This is a genomic window from Streptomyces sp. NPDC101237 (genome assembly GCF_044767465.1).
Lineage (GTDB): Bacteria > Actinomycetota > Actinomycetes > Streptomycetales > Streptomycetaceae > Streptomyces > Streptomyces gramineus.
On record NZ_JBIWNY010000010.1, the window covers coordinates 100,710 to 114,544 of the forward strand.

The 13,835-nt window shown below is 72.2% G+C and carries 15 protein-coding genes; 4 read left to right on the forward strand and 11 right to left on the reverse strand.

What is annotated here, in order from left to right:
* Nucleotides 1-45: 45 nt before the first annotated feature.
* From ACIRQ9_RS17620 to ACIRQ9_RS17630, 3 genes are read right to left on the reverse strand one after another with little or no spacing between them, the layout of a single operon-like run.
* Complete coding sequence (locus ACIRQ9_RS17620) at nt 46-720, reverse strand: 3-oxoacid CoA-transferase subunit B (RefSeq protein WP_404173472.1); 675 nt, start codon at nt 718-720, stop codon at nt 46-48.
* Entirely contained in the window at nt 717-1,388 is a 672-nt protein-coding gene (locus ACIRQ9_RS17625; RefSeq protein WP_404173475.1) for a 3-oxoacid CoA-transferase subunit A, read from the reverse strand. Before ACIRQ9_RS17625 ends, ACIRQ9_RS17620 begins: the two co-directional genes overlap by 4 nt.
* The gene (locus ACIRQ9_RS17630; protein ID WP_404173478.1) at nt 1,385-2,587 is read right to left on the reverse strand and encodes a thiolase family protein; all 1,203 of its coding nucleotides are present in this window, start codon (nt 2,585-2,587) and stop codon (nt 1,385-1,387) included. Before ACIRQ9_RS17630 ends, ACIRQ9_RS17625 begins: the two co-directional genes overlap by 4 nt.
* 83 nt (nt 2,588-2,670) lie before the next feature.
* Between ACIRQ9_RS17630 and ACIRQ9_RS17635 the strand changes: the two genes are divergently transcribed.
* Both ACIRQ9_RS17635 and ACIRQ9_RS17640 read left to right on the forward strand, forming a co-directional pair.
* Nucleotides 2,671-3,588: a LysR substrate-binding domain-containing protein gene (locus tag ACIRQ9_RS17635; RefSeq protein WP_404173481.1), complete on the forward strand. Its 918-nt coding sequence runs from the start codon at nt 2,671-2,673 to the stop codon at nt 3,586-3,588.
* Nucleotides 3,585-4,526, forward strand: coding sequence for an AraC family transcriptional regulator (locus ACIRQ9_RS17640; protein ID WP_404173484.1), 942 nt, complete (start codon nt 3,585-3,587; stop codon nt 4,524-4,526). The genes ACIRQ9_RS17635 and ACIRQ9_RS17640 overlap by 4 nt, the downstream gene beginning before the upstream one ends.
* Nucleotides 4,527-4,542: 16 nt before the next feature.
* Here ACIRQ9_RS17640 and ACIRQ9_RS17645 read toward each other — a convergent pair whose 3' ends face one another.
* The 5 genes from ACIRQ9_RS17645 to ACIRQ9_RS17665 all read right to left on the reverse strand — a co-directional run bounded on the left by ACIRQ9_RS17645 (nt 4,543) and on the right by ACIRQ9_RS17665 (nt 9,222).
* Nucleotides 4,543-5,451: a dioxygenase gene (locus tag ACIRQ9_RS17645; protein ID WP_404173487.1), complete on the reverse strand. Its 909-nt coding sequence runs from the start codon at nt 5,449-5,451 to the stop codon at nt 4,543-4,545.
* The gene (locus tag ACIRQ9_RS17650; protein ID WP_404173490.1) at nt 5,448-6,494 is read right to left on the reverse strand and encodes a maleylacetate reductase; all 1,047 of its coding nucleotides are present in this window, start codon (nt 6,492-6,494) and stop codon (nt 5,448-5,450) included. Before ACIRQ9_RS17650 ends, ACIRQ9_RS17645 begins: the two co-directional genes overlap by 4 nt.
* 3 nt (nt 6,495-6,497) lie before the next feature.
* Nucleotides 6,498-8,291: an FAD-dependent oxidoreductase gene (locus ACIRQ9_RS17655; RefSeq protein WP_404173493.1), complete on the reverse strand. Its 1,794-nt coding sequence runs from the start codon at nt 8,289-8,291 to the stop codon at nt 6,498-6,500.
* Between the two features lie 177 nt (nt 8,292-8,468).
* Nucleotides 8,469-8,804 (reverse strand): hypothetical protein, encoded by a 336-nt coding sequence (locus tag ACIRQ9_RS17660; RefSeq protein WP_404173496.1) that lies wholly within the window; start codon nt 8,802-8,804, stop codon nt 8,469-8,471.
* Nucleotides 8,805-8,898: 94 nt separating this feature from the next.
* Entirely contained in the window at nt 8,899-9,222 is a 324-nt protein-coding gene (locus ACIRQ9_RS17665; protein ID WP_404173499.1) for a hypothetical protein, read from the reverse strand.
* Nucleotides 9,223-9,496: 274 nt separating this feature from the next.
* Between ACIRQ9_RS17665 and ACIRQ9_RS17670 the strand changes: the two genes are divergently transcribed.
* Entirely contained in the window at nt 9,497-9,751 is a 255-nt protein-coding gene (locus ACIRQ9_RS17670; protein WP_404173502.1) for a Smr/MutS family protein, read from the forward strand.
* A gap of 38 nt (nt 9,752-9,789) precedes the next feature.
* On the opposite strand, the gene ACIRQ9_RS17675 is transcribed toward ACIRQ9_RS17670, so the two are convergent.
* Both ACIRQ9_RS17675 and ACIRQ9_RS17680 read right to left on the reverse strand, forming a co-directional pair.
* The gene (locus ACIRQ9_RS17675) at nt 9,790-10,866 is read right to left on the reverse strand and encodes a fatty acid desaturase family protein (RefSeq protein WP_404173505.1); all 1,077 of its coding nucleotides are present in this window, start codon (nt 10,864-10,866) and stop codon (nt 9,790-9,792) included.
* A 403-nt stretch (nt 10,867-11,269) separates the two neighbouring features.
* Nucleotides 11,270-12,490, reverse strand: a complete 1,221-nt coding sequence (locus tag ACIRQ9_RS17680) for a metallophosphoesterase (protein ID WP_404173508.1) — start codon at nt 12,488-12,490, stop codon at nt 11,270-11,272.
* Nucleotides 12,491-12,654: 164 nt separating this feature from the next.
* Here ACIRQ9_RS17680 and ACIRQ9_RS17685 point away from each other — a divergent pair, with 164 nt between their 5' ends.
* Nucleotides 12,655-12,861 (forward strand): hypothetical protein, encoded by a 207-nt coding sequence (locus ACIRQ9_RS17685; RefSeq protein ID WP_404173511.1) that lies wholly within the window; start codon nt 12,655-12,657, stop codon nt 12,859-12,861.
* An 80-nt stretch (nt 12,862-12,941) separates the two neighbouring features.
* Here ACIRQ9_RS17685 and ACIRQ9_RS17690 read toward each other — a convergent pair whose 3' ends face one another.
* The gene (locus tag ACIRQ9_RS17690) at nt 12,942-13,820 is read right to left on the reverse strand and encodes a menaquinone biosynthetic enzyme MqnA/MqnD family protein (protein WP_404173514.1); all 879 of its coding nucleotides are present in this window, start codon (nt 13,818-13,820) and stop codon (nt 12,942-12,944) included.
* Nucleotides 13,821-13,835: the final 15 nt, after the last annotated feature.

The window sequence follows — 13,835 nt, forward strand, 5'->3', positions numbered from 1 at the left end:
TGAAGAGCGGCAGGTGCGTGCGCGGCACCCCGGCCGACCGTGCCCCTACCGGGACGCGCCGGTCTCCAGCGGGAGGCCGAGGCGGTCGGCGAGTTCGGGGACGCCGATGCCGAAGGTCTGCCGCACCCGCACCCCCTCCGGCGTGATGTCGAAGACCGCCAGGTCCGTGTAGACGCGGTCCACGCAGCCCAGGCCGGTCAGCGGATAGCCGCACTCGGGGACCAGCTTGGGCGCTCCGTCCCGGGCGAAGAGGTTCATCATCACGAACACCTGCTTCGCGCCGATGGCCAGGTCCATGGCGCCGCCCACGGCGGGGATGGCGTCGGGTGCGCCGGTGTGCCAGTTGGCCAGGTCGCCCCGTGCGGAGACCTGGAAGGCACCGAGGACGCAGATGTCCAGGTGACCGCCGCGCATCATCGCGAAGGAGTCCGCGTGATGGAAATAGGCGGCGCCCGGCAGTTCGGTGACGGGCACCTTGCCCGCGTTGGTCAGGTCCGGGTCGATCCGGTCCTCGGAGGCCGCGGGACCCATGTTGAGCATGCCGTTCTCGGTGTGCAGAACCACACCCGAACCGGGGGAGAGGTGGTCGGCCACCAGGGTCGGCTGGCCGATGCCCAGGTTGACGAACGATCCGTACGGGATGTCCCGGGCGATCAGGGCGGCGATGGCGTGCTTGTCCAGCGGGCCCTGGCCGCCGGCCGTCGGAGAGGTCGAGGTCATGAGTGATCAGCCACCTGCACCACGCGGTCGACGAAGATACTGGGTGTGACGACGGTCTCGGGATCGATCGCGCCGGTCTCGACGACCTCGCGGACCTGGGCGACCACGGTGGTGGCCGCGGTGGCCATGACGGGACCGAAGTTCCGCGCGGTCTTGCGGTAGACGAGATTGCCCATGCGGTCCGCCCGATGGGCGCCGATCAGCGCCACGTCGCCGTGGATCGGGTATTCGAGCACGTGGACGCGTCCGTCGATCTCGCGCACCTCCTTGCCCTCCGCGAGCAGGGTGCCGGCGCCGGTGGGGCAGTAGAAGGCGCCGATGCCCGCGCCGGCCGCCCTGAGCCGTTCCGCGAGCGTGCCCTGGGGGACCACTTCGAGTTCGACGCGGCCCGCCCGGTACAGCCCGTCGAACACCCAGGAGTCCGTCTGACGGGGGAAGGAGCAGATCACCTTGCGGACGCGCCCCGCGGCCAGCAGCGCGGCCAGGCCGGTGTCGCCGTTGCCCGCGTTGTTGGAGACGACCGTGAGGCCGGTGGCGCCCTGCCGGATCAGCGCGTCGATCAGCGCCACCGGCATGCCCGCCATGCCGAAGCCGCCGACGAGCACCGTGGCGCCGTCCTGGACACCGGCGACCGCCTCGTCGGTGCCGGCGCACAGCTGCGTGGTCACCGGCTGCTCCCGGCGACGTTCTCCAGGACCACGGCGAGCGCCTGCCCGACGCCGATGCAGATCGCCGCGACGCCCCACCGCCCGCCGGACTCCCGCAGCCGGCGGCTGAGCGTGCCCAGCAGCCGGCCGCCGGACGCACCGAGGGGGTGGCCGAGCGCGATGGCCCCGCCCTTCGCGTTGACGATCTCCGGATCGACGCCCCACGCGTCCACGCAGGCCAGCGCCTGCACGGCGAACGCCTCGTTCAGCTCGACGGCGTCGACGTCGGACCAGGCGATGCCCGCCCGCTTCAGCGCCCTGTTCACGGCCTCGACGGGCGCGTAGCCGAACATCTGCGGGTCCACCGCGGCCACGCCGCGGCCCGCGACCCGGGCCAGCGGGTCCGCGCCGATGCGGTCGGCGGCCGCCGCCGAACCGAGCAGCACCGCGGAGGCGCCGTCGTTCAGCGGCGAGGCGTTCCCGGCCGTGATACGGCCGTCGGGCCGGTAGGCGGGCTTGAGGGTGGCGAGCTTCTCGAGGGTGGAGCCGGGACGGATGCCCTCGTCGCGCTCCAGTACCGTGCGCCCGCCGTCGGAGACGGGGACGGTCAGGTCGTCGTAGAAGCCCGCGTTCCAGGCGTCGTCGGCCAGCCGGTGCGAGCGGAGGGCGAAGGCGTCCTGGCGTTCGCGGGAAACGTCGAAGCGGTCGACGAGCTGTTCGTTGGCCTCGCCCAGGGAGACCGTCCACTCCGCGGGCATGCGCTCGTTGACCAGCCGCCAGCCGAGGGTCGTGGACACGGCGGTGACGTCCCCGGCAGGGAAGCCGCGGCCGGGCTTGGGCAGTACCCACGGGGCACGGGTCATCGACTCGACTCCGCCGGTGAGGACGATGTCCGCGTCGCCGGTCTCGATGTGGCGCGAGGCGATGAGCGCGGCGTCCAGGGAGGACCCGCACAGGCGGTTCACGGTGGTCGCTGGCACCGAGGTGGGCAGGCCCGCCAGCAGGACGGCCATCCGGCCGACGTTGCGGTTGTCCTCGCCGGCGCCGTTGGCGTTGCCCCAGACGACGTCGTCGATGCGTCCTGGATCCAGCGCGGGGGTCTTGGCGAGAACCCCGCTGATGACCTGTGCCGCGAGGTCGTCGGGCCGGACCTCGGAGAGGGCGCCCCGGAAGCGGCCGAAGGGCGTCCGCACCGCCGAGTAGAGGTAGCTGTCCGTCATACCGTCACGGTAGGAGCGCCGACTGCACGGCGTCCAAGACCTAATCCATATGGATTGATAAGCCGCTCTTATAGGATCGGGGCATGGAGCTGCGACAGATCCGGTACTTCCTCGCGCTGGCCGAGGAGTGCCACTTCGGACGGGCGGCCGCGCGCCTGCACGTGGCCCAGCCCGCGCTGTCCCAGCAGATCAAACAGCTGGAGAAGGAACTGGGGACCGTCCTGTTCACCCGCTCCACCCGGCACGTCGCGCTGACCGAGGCCGGACACCACCTCCTGGACCACGCCCGCATCCTGGTCGCGGAGGAGGAGCGCGCCCGCCGGCACATGACCGAGCTGGCGGACGGCCACACCGGACGGGTCTCGACCGGCTTCATCGGGACCGCCACCTACGACCTGCTGCCACAGGTCGCCCGCACCGTACGGGCGAGGCTGCCCGGGATCACCATGGACCTGCACGGCGAACTCCTCACCCCCGACCTGATCGACGGACTCCTCGCCGGCACCTACGACCTCGCGGTCCTGCGCGGCCCCGCCGACCACGAGGACATCCGCACCACACCCCTGCGTTCCGAGTCCCTGGTGGCCGTCCTCCCCTCCCACCACCCCCTCGCGGGCCGCCCGCGCATCCCGCTCGAAGCCCTCGCCGACGAGCCCTTCGTGGTCCACTCCTCGCGTTCCTCCATGTACGGCCGGGTCCTGGCCGCCTGCCGGCGCGCCGGATTCCGGCCCGCCTCGCTCATGGAGGTCGGCGAGACGGCCACCCTGGTCGTCTTCGTGGCCGCGGGACACGGCGTCGCGCTCGTCCCCGCGCCCGTGCAGAGCCTGCGCCTCGCCAGCGTCGCCTACGTGCCCCTGACCCGGACCGAGTCCGTCGACCTGGTCCTCGCCGGCCACGCCCGGCGCGCCACCCCGGCCACCGACCAGGTCGCGGCGGTGATCAGGGAATGTGTGGACGGTCCTCACCGACGACCGGCCCCGCCCTCTACGCTGGGGGAATGACGAGCGGCACAGCTGCGCCGGTGCGCTTCAGCACGACCGGTCTCCCCGAGGCGGAACGCATCGCCCTGTGGGAGGAGCACAACGCGCAGGCGCTGATAGGCCTGCGCTGCCGTTCCCTGCACGACACCGCCCTCGACGCGACGGAGTTCAACCTCCAGCTGTCCCGCGCGCATCTCGCCCGCGTCCTCGGCAGCCCCCACATCGTCGAACGGCCCGACGCCGAGATCCGCCGGGTGCCCTCGGGCGCCGTGGCCTGCTACCTGACCCTGGCCGGCGACGCCTTCTTCTACTGCGACGACGGGGTACGGCTGCTGCGCCCCGGCCAGCTGCTCGTCTGCGACGCCGACCAGCCCTTCGTCCGGGGCTTCTCGCACGGTCTGGAGGAGCTCGCGGTCAAGATCCCCCACCAGGTGTGGCGGGACCTCGGCGGGCCGCCCGCCCTGCCCCGGCCGCTGGTCGTCGACGCCGGCGCCGTCCACACCCGGACCCTCGCCGCGCTCGTCGCCCAGGCGCTGCGGCCGGAACCCTCCGACGCCGTCCTCGTCGACGAGGACACCGTCCTGGACCTGCTCGTCTCCTCCGCCAACGGCCGCGCCCCGGCCCTGTCCACCGTGCACCTGACCGTGGCGAAGACCTACGTCGACGAGCACCTGGCCGACCCAGGCCTGTCGGCGGCCCGCATCGCCCGCGGCATCGGGATCAGCGAACGCCATCTGTCCCGGGTGTTCGCCGCGGGCGGCACCAGCGTGCCGCGGTACCTGCTGGTGCGCCGCCTCGAACGTGCCCGCACACTGCTGGGCGCCGGCGGCGAGACGACCGTGGCGGAGGTGGCGGCACGCTGCGGTTTCGCGTCGGCTGCCCACTTCTCGCACCGGTTCCGGGAGCACTTCGGCCTGCGCGCCGGCGACGTCCTGCGCGAGACCCGCGCCCGGTCGTGACGAGGGCCCCGCGCGCTCACGTGCCGTCGGGCGCCAGCACGATGTCGAAGCGGACCCGGGACCAGGACCGCTCGCCCAGGTCCCGCCCGTCCGGGGTGGGCGTTCGGGCCGGCTGGGTCACGAAGTCCTTCACCAGCGACTCCTTCACCCCGAACACGGAGTCCCGGTCGAGCAGTTCGTCACCGCGGACGAAGATGTGCGTGACCAGCGTGCGCCGCGCGGGCGCGCTCACCATGAAGTGCAGGTGCGAGGCGCGCATCGGCGACCGGCCGGTCGCCGCCAGCAGCCCTCCCACCGGACCGTCGTGCGGAATGGGATACGGCGTCGGCGTCAGCCCCCAGAACCGGTAGCGGCCCTCGGAGTCGCTGAACAGGTGCGCCCGTGCCGCCGTCCGGTCGTCCCCGTACTGCGTGTCGTAGAAACCGTCCTCGTCGGCCTCCCACACCTCGATCCGGGCGCCGGCCACCGGTGCGCCCGCGTCGTCGGTGACGGTGCCCTCCACCCAGCAGGGCTCTCCGGCGGCGCCGAAGGCGAGGTCGCCGCCCTGGGCTATCTCGGGGCTGTCCTCGACGAAGAACGGACCGAACACGGTGGCCTCGGTGGCGTCGCCGTACGCCTCGTTGTTCACGGCGACCGTCTGCATGGAGGCGCCGAGCACGTCGGACAGCAGGATGAACTCCTGGCGTCGGTCGTCGGTGATGTGACCGGTGCGGGTGAGGAAGTCGATGCCCTTCGTCCACTCGTCCTCGGTGAGCCTGACGTCCCGGACGAACGCGTGCAGGTGGCTGACGAGGGACCGCATGATCTCGCGCAGCCTGGGGTCGGCGCAGCCGTCGAAGGACGCCAGCACCTGCCGGGTGACCTGCTCCTCACGCTCCCGCTGCTCGGCCGTTACCGGCTCGCGGTCGGTGCGGGTGTCGTTCATCGGTCCTCCCAGGCGTTCCGTACGAGAGCGGTGATCGCGTCGAGGGTGACGGGCCGCGGGTTGTCCGCGGGCGCGGCGGCCACGACGGCCTCGGCCGCGGCGGCCACACCGTCCCGCGGCATCCCGAGGGAGGCGAGCGAGCGCGGCGCGCCGAGGCGGTCGCGGAGGCCGACGAGCCCCTCGACGGCGGTCGGGGAACCGAAGGCCGCGGCCAGGCGCCGCTCCGCGTCCGGGGCGGAGGGCGCGTTGAAGGCGAGGACGTGCGGCAGGACCACGGCGTGCGTCTGGGCGTGCGGGAGGTTGAACATGCCGCCGAGCACATGGCACACCTTGTGGTGCAGTCCCGACCCGGCGGAGGCGAACGCCGCGGCGGCCAGGTAGGCCCCGTACAGGGTCTGTTCCCTGCCGTCCAGCGCCCCGGGGTCCTTCACGACCAGCGGCAGCCCCGTCCGCAGCGCCCGCACGCCCTCGGCCGCGAGGGCCTGGTCGATCGGATCCGTGCGCGGGGCCCACATCGAGTCCACGCAGTGGGCCAGCGCGTTGAGCCCGGAGGCCACGCTGAGGCCGACGGGCAGCGAGAGCGTGAGCGAGGCGTCGTAGACGACGGCCCGCGGCAGGACCCTCGGGTCCGTGCCGGTGGTCTTCACGGAGTCCTCGGTCAGCCCCCACACGGCGGTGGCCTCCGAGCCCGCGTACGTGGTGGGGACGGCGACGATCGGCAGCCCGGTGGTCAGGGCGACCGCCTTGGCCAGTCCCGTGGCGGAGCCGCCGCCGACACTGACCAGGGCGTCGACGTCCCGCTCGGCGGCCGCGGCGCGGGCCCGCGCCGCGACCTCGGCGGGAACGTGCATGACGACGTCGTCGTGCCGGTGGACCACCGGCAGCCCGGCGGTGACACGTTCGGCGGCCTCCCGCGCGCTCGCGCCCGCGACGACCATCACCCGCCGGGCGCCCAGCGCGGCGACCTCCGCGGCCAGGGACTCCGCGGCCGCGCCGGAGGCGAACCGCACCCGCTGCGGCAGCGTGTCGTGAACGAATCGCATGGATCAGTCCCTTCCCAGGACGGAGAGCAGGGCGGCGCGCAGCCGGTCCTCGGGATCCTCCGGCAACTCCATGGAACGCCACGCGATGTGCTTGTCGGGCCGCACCAGCAGCGCTCCGCTCTCGTCGATCTCGCGCAGCTTGGCCCAGTCGTAGTAGAGGTCTGTCACCTCGCGTCCGGGACCGATGACGACCGCCGTGAGCGGGACGCCCAGCTCCTCGCCGACCTTCTGGGCCGCCCGCTCCCACGCCTCGCCGGCGATACCGGTGAGCAGCGTCCAGCGGTCGTACGGCGCGAGGTCCATCAGCGCCTGACGCCGGGCGCTGTCCCCGACCCAGGCGTGCGGAAGGTGCGCGCCGGGGACGGTCGACATCTCGTAGTACAGGTCGGCGTCGCGTGCGGGCGCGGGGAGTTCGCTGCCGTCGGACACCACGGCCGTCGAGGCGTAGTGCTGGCCCAGCTCCACACCGTGCGCGTTGAACTCGTAGTTCTTCAGCTCCATCGCGCGCACCAGCGCGGCCCGCTTGGCGGCGCCCGCCGGGGTGTTGGCCTTGCGTTCCTCGATGGCGGCGGTCATCGACGCCTCGTCCGGCGCGCCCAGGATGCCCAACGCCTCGAAGATGTCGACGAATTCGCGGCTGGACTTGTTGGCACGCCTGACGATCCGCTCGGCGACCGGTGCCCGTTCGGCGGTGTAGGTCTCCAACAGCCCCGCTCCCGCGTGGCCCTTGAGTACGGCCGCGAGCTTCCAGGCGAGGTTGTACGCGTCCTGGACGGACGTGTTGGAGCCCAGGCCGTTGCTCGGCGGGTGCCGGTGCACGGCGTCGCCCGCGCAGAACACCCGGCCCTGCTGCAACCGGGTCGCGTACATCTCGTTGTTGCCCCACAGGCTGGTGCCGGTGATCTCCACGTCCAGGTCGGGCGCTCCCAGGAGGCTGCGGACGATCTGGACGGCGGCGGCCTCGTCGACGACCGGGGGCTCGCCCGCGATGTCGTAACCCCACACGATCAGCCACTCGTTCCACGGGCGCACCATGCGCACGAGCCCCGCGCCGATGCCGCCGACGTTCGAGCCGGGCTGGACGACCCAGTACAGGACGGACGGGCGGTGGGCGACGTAGCGGCTGATGTCGGCCTTGAACGTGATGTTCATCGAGCCGGCGATGTCCATCGCGCCCTCGAAGGGCAGGCCGAGGTCCGCGGCGACCTTGGAGCGGGCGCCGTCCGCGCCGATCAGGTACTTCGCGCGGATGCTGTACTCGTGTCCGGTGAGCCGGTCAAGGACCCGGACGGTGACGCCGTCGGCGTCCTGGGTGTGCGACAGGTACTCGCTGGAGAACCGCGTCTGCGCGCCGCGCTGGGCCGCGTTGCGGACCAGGATCGGTTCCAGGTACGTCTGCGGGATGTCCACGGTGAGGCACGGCGAGGCCAGCCGGTAGTCCGCCTCGCGGTCCGGCCGGGTGCCCCAGGTGTGGATACGGCCGATCTCCTCACCGGTGATGCTCGTGCAGAACACGGTGTCGCCGACGAGGGAGTGGTCGGTGGCGTCGGCCAGCACCTGCGCCTCGATGCCCAGATCGCGGAAGATCTCCATCGAGCGCTGGTTGGTGATGTGCGCGCGGGGGGTGTTCGCCGTCCACCGGTACTTCGTGATCATGATCGTGTCGACACCCAGCGTCGCCAGCAGCAGCGCCGCCGAGGCGCCCGCGGGACCGGAACCGACGACCACGACGTCGGTGCTGACGGCCGAGTCGGCCGGCGGCTCGGTCTCGGACATCCCGTCGTTGAACATGGGCATCGTGCTGACCTTTCCTCGCGATCCGGCGGCGTTGCCGGCTGGGTCAGTGTGGGGCGGACCCGGGCGGGGCGGAACGGCTCGGCGGCGAGGTCGGCGGATCCGCCAAGAGATGGCGGATCCACGAAGTCCATTCAATGAGTAGGTATTACTTTTGTTTTCTTTTCGCGGCGGCCGGTCTCATCTGAGATAGATGACCACTCCGTTCCTCCCGTGCCTGCCCCGCCGCCCGTCATGCCCCTGCCGGCCGTGGTCGCCGTCGCTGCCGGGGCGTCCCGGCACGCCCGTCGGGCCGGTGGGGCCGGCCTCCCCGGAGGGACCGGAAGGGCCGGGCGGCCCCGGCAGGCCCTGGTGGGCGGCGCTTCCCTGGAGGCCGATGCGCCGTTCCCGCAGTTCGTCGAGCTGCTGCTGATGGGCGACGAGCACGGCCGTCTGCGCGACGAGCAGCACGGCCAGCGCGGCACCGAGCACGAGGCGGCGTCGCGGACTCCGCCAGGCCTCTTTGATCCGGATCACAACATTCCTCACGTCATGCGACGAACAGGGGTCAGGGATGAGCGCCCGGCGCGGACGAGCCGCTGCGCCGGGCGCTCCTTCGATGGCGGACGTCCTAGCCGGCCGGCGGGGCCACCGCGTCCTTCCCGTCCTTTCCGTCCTTCCCGTCCCGTCCGTTCGCGCCGTCCTGGCCGTCCTGTCCGTCCGTGCCGTCCTTGCCCGGCGGGCCGATCGGACCGGCGGGGCCGGTGGGTCCGGGCGGACCGGACGGGCCGGGCGGCCCGGGTTCAAGGCTTTCCTGCGCGTTGACGGGGTGCAGCTGCAGATCGTCGATCTGCACCTGCTGAGAGATGATCAGCGCCGACTGCGCGACAAGAGCGACGGCCAGCACGGAGCCGAGCACGAGGGGGCGCCGCGGACCACGCAGCGCTTCGATCACGCTTCTCACATCAATCCTCACGTTATGCGGTGAAGAAAGCGTAAAGGACGAAAAGGGATGAAAGGGGAATGGCGCGGCGAGTGTCTTTTCGTGCGCAGCGCCTTTCCTCGGCCGGTCCTTTTTCGCGATCGCATCGCAAATGCGGCGGGCCGCGCACGGCCATGGTCTGCCGCTGTCCGTTGCCCGGTCCCGGAGCCCGGACCGTGCCGGAGGGGGCCGCGTGCCACACTGGACCGGATCGTCACAGGTGGCGACGGCGGCGGAAGGTGGCATCTTGCTGACATTGGATCTGCATCCGGTCTTCCGGAACAACCGCGACATCGAACTCTCGCTGCGGCAGATCGTCTTCCAGGCGAAACACACGGGCGAGCCCGTCGTGCAGATCATTCACGGAAAGGGCACCGGGCAACTCAAAGGACGCGTCCTGGCGTTCCTCAACCAGAAGCACATCAGGCGGCTGTACGACAGGCTGGAAGTCGACACGGCCAACACGGGCCGGATCCTGGTCCACTTCACGCCCCGCTCCTGAATCCCCGCCCGCCGCCCCGCGCTTTTGCCCGCTGTGCCTCAGGACTCCCTCCGGCGCTGCCTGATGGGCACCCCCACCCGGTGCAGGTGCGTCAGTGCCTCGCGGTAGGACCGGAGCAACCCGGTCTCGTGGTACGGCACGCCGATCTCCGCGCAGTACGCGCGGACGAGGACCTGTGCCTTCCGCAGGTGAGGAGAGGGCATGCTCGGGAACAAGTGGTGCTCGATCTGGTAGTTGAGCCCGCCGAGCATCACATCGGTGAACCGGCCGCCGCGCACGTTGCGGGAGGTGAGCACCTGGCGGCGCAGGAAGTCGGGCCGGTCGTCGCCGCTGAAGGTCGGCATGCCCTTGTGGTTGGGCGCGAAGATGCTGCCGAGGTACACACCGAACAGGCACTGGTGCACGACGAGGAAGGCCACCGCCTTGCCGGGGGAGAGGACGAGGAAGAGCACGGACAGGTAGGCCGCGATGTGCAGCAGAAGCAGGCCGCCTTCGAGCCGACGGCTCTTCATGGACGGCGAGAAAAGCGCCCGCACGCTCGACACGTGCAGGTTGAAGCCTTCGAGGGTGAGGAGCGGGAAGAACAGGAACGCCTGGTGGCCACCGATGAAACGCGCCAGGCCGTTGCTGGCGCGGGCCTGCTCGGTGGACCACACCAGGATGTCCGGGGCGACGTCCGGGTCGAGTTCCTCGTGGTTGGGGTTGGCGTGGTGGCGGGTGTGCTTGTTCATCCACCACCCGTAGCTCATGCCGATGCCGAGATTGCCGAAGAGCCTGCCCCACAGCGCGCTCGCCCGCTGCTGCCGGAACACCTGCCGGTGCGCCAGGTCGTGGGCCACCAGCGCGATCTGGCCGAAGACCAGGGACATCGAGGCGGCGACCGCCAGTTGCCACCAGGTGTCGCCCAGCGCGGCGAACACCGCCCAGGCCGCCGCCAGCGCTCCCGTCACGACGGTGAGCCGCACCGCGTAGTGGGCCGTGCGGCGCCGCAGCAGCCCCGCGTCGGTGACGCGCTGGGACAGCCGCGCGAAGTCGCTGCCCCCCGTGGGGTGTTGTCCGCGGGAACGGAGCGGGGCCGATGAGGTGGAGGGCGGGGCGGCGGAGGAAGGTGTCATGCGGTCGAGTCTCGCTACGGCCGTCCCGCACGGACCAGCCTGGCAGCCCGAGATCCGGTGGGGGGCCGGGCCCCCACCACGGCATGGGGCTGTCCCCACCTTCGCACCCGCTGACCTGGTCTTTCTGTGGGCTGACGGGGTCCGGATGCGGGCTTGCGGAAGATCAGGTCCGGTCCCCGCGGCGGCGCTTCGATCTGCGGATCTCGCCGGCGACGGGGAGCCGGCAGGAGGGGAAGAACGCGACGATCACGGCCGCACCGAGGGCGGGGAGCAGGGCGCATTCTCGGACAGAGCGGGCCTTTTTCCGCGCGGCCGTGCACTGCCCGGCTCGTGCCCGGCAGTCCGGCCGGGCACGAGCCGGGGGCCGCCGGATCAGTCCACCCGGCCCCACGCTCTCCCTGCGCTACGCCGCGGCGGCCCGCTGCGGGGAGCGGAGGACGAGCAACGTGATCTCGCTCGGCGCGAAGACGCGGAACGGCGGGCCCCAGAACCCGGTGCCGCGGCTGGTGTACAGGAGGGTGCGGGCGCCGTGCCGGCTCAGACCGGCCAGGACGGGCTGGTCGATGCGGACCAGGTGGTGGAAGGGCCAGATCTGACCGCCGTGGGTGTGGCCGGAGAGCTGGAGGTCGATGCCGTCTGCGGCGGCCTGTTCGACGAACTTGGGCTGGTGGGCCAGGAGCAGGACGGGCAGGTCGGGGTCGGCTCCGGCCAGGGCTCCGGCGAGGTCGGTGCGGTGGCCGGCCAGGCCGGAGGACTCGGCGGTGACGTCGTCGACACCGGCGACCACGAGCGTGTCGCCGCCGCGTTCGAGCAGCACGTGACGGTTGCGCAGCGGTTCCCAGCCCAGCTCGTCCATGAGGTCGACCCAGCCCTGGGCCTCGCTGTAGTACTCGTGGTTGCCGGTGACGTAGACCCGGGCCCGGGTCGCCCGCACGGTGCCCAGCGGGGCGGCCTGGGCGCGGCGGCGTTCGGCCGTGCCGTCCGCGATGTCGCCGGTGTGGCAGACCAGGTCCGCCTCCAGGGTGTTCACCGTCTCACAGACCCGTTCCGACCAGCGGGCGCGGTCCAGCGGGCCGTAGTGGGTGTCGGTGATCAGAGCGACGCGGGTCCCGTCCAGACCGACCCCGAGGCGGGGCAGTTCGACGTCGAGGCGGCGCACGCGGGGCACCCGGCGGGCCTCCGCGTAGCCCCAGGCGAGCAGCACCGCGGCGGTGCCGAGGACGGACCAGGTGACGATGCGCGCCCGGTCCTGTCCGTCGCCGACGCCCGCCAGGCTCAGGGCCGGCCGCAGCAGGACGCCGAGGAGCACGGACCAGGTGAACAGCACCCAGCTGATGCCCAGCAAGGCGTCACCGGCGATCGCCGCCCGGTCCTGCTGCCGCCTGCCGTGGCCGTGCATCATCGCGAGCGGCATACCGACCAGACCGAGGACGAACACGGCCGTGCCGGCCAGTCTGACGGCCGCCGGCCACTGCTGGCCGGCGTGGAGCAGCACCCAGCACGGCACGGCCCACAACAGGACGGGGGCGATCAGCGGGATGTACCGCATCAGGCGGCGCAGCAGGCTGTGCTCGGGCTCCTGCGCCGCGTCGTCGGCCAGTCGGGTTTCACTGCTGTTGGTCACGTTTCCCCTCCTCGCACGGCACAACTGCCGTCGCGCGCACTGTATCCGCCGACCCTGGGTCCGGCCGGACGGACGTGCGCTTTCGGTCGGGCGGCGGCGCTCACTCCGAGACCGCCGGCCTCTGGCCCTCCTCACCGGCGCGACGCGCGCCGGTGAGGAGGGCCGTGAGCGGTGCCGGGTGCTCCCGCGGCCGGGCCTCGGTGTGTTCCCGTACCGCCTCCCGCGAGGTCGAGGCCAACACCCCGCCCGTCGGCAAGACCCCCTACAGCTCGCCCGGCCAGGGCGGGTTCTTCGGGTGGATGCGGGTCGCCGTCGACCCCCGGCCGGCCCGGGTCAAGGCCGGTGGGCCCAGCCCGCGGACCCTCGGCTGACGGCCGGGCCGGGAGACCACCCGACCGGTCCGTCTCCCGGCCCGCCGCGCCCGCCGGCGGACGGCACACCGAGGGGACGACTACGGCTCCAGGACCGAGATCTCCAGCTCGGGATCGAAGCCGGAGTCCGGGGCGACCCTGCGCGCGAACTCGCGCACACCCGCCAGCTGGCGTTCGCCGAAGGAGAAGTCCAGCGCCTCGGTGTAGTAGCGGCGCAGCGCCTGCTCGTCGAACGCCTCCCACCGGGCGGCCTGCTCGCACACCTTGTCGACCTCGGCCATCGACAGGTCCCGGGACTCCAGGAAGGCCTGGTGCACCTCGCGCACGATCCGCGGATTGCGCTCCAGGTAGTCCTTGCGGACGGCCCAGGCCGCGAACACGAACGGCAGGCCGGTCCACTCCTTCCACATCTCGCCCAGGTCGTACACCCGCAGGCCGAGGTCCTCGGCCTGGTGGAGGTAGGCGCGCAGCGCGGCGTCACCGATGACGACCGCGGCATCCGCGTCCTGCATCATCACCGGCAGGTCCGGGGGACAGGTGAAGTACTCCGGGCGGACCCCTTCCCGTTCCTCCAGCAGCAGCCGGGCCAGGCGTACCGAGGAGCGCGAGGTGGACCCCAGGGCGACGCGGCGCCCGTCCAGCTCGCCCAGCGGGACCTGGCTGACGATCAGGCAGGAGGTCACCGCACCGTCGCTGCCGACCGCGATGTCCGGGAACAGCACCAGGTCGTCGGCGTGCCGCAGGTACTCCATGCAGGCGATCGGACCGATGTCCAGGCTCCCCTCGACCAGCTGACTGTTCAGCCGGTCAGGCGTGTCCTTGGTCAGCTCCATGTCGAGCAGGGTGCCGGTGCGGGCGAGTCCCCAGTAGAGCGGCAGGCAGTTCAGGAACTGGATGTGCCCGACCCGGGGACGCTTCCCGTGTGCGTGCGGGGCGCGAGACGCGTGTGAGTTTGCCACCTCGACAGGCTACGG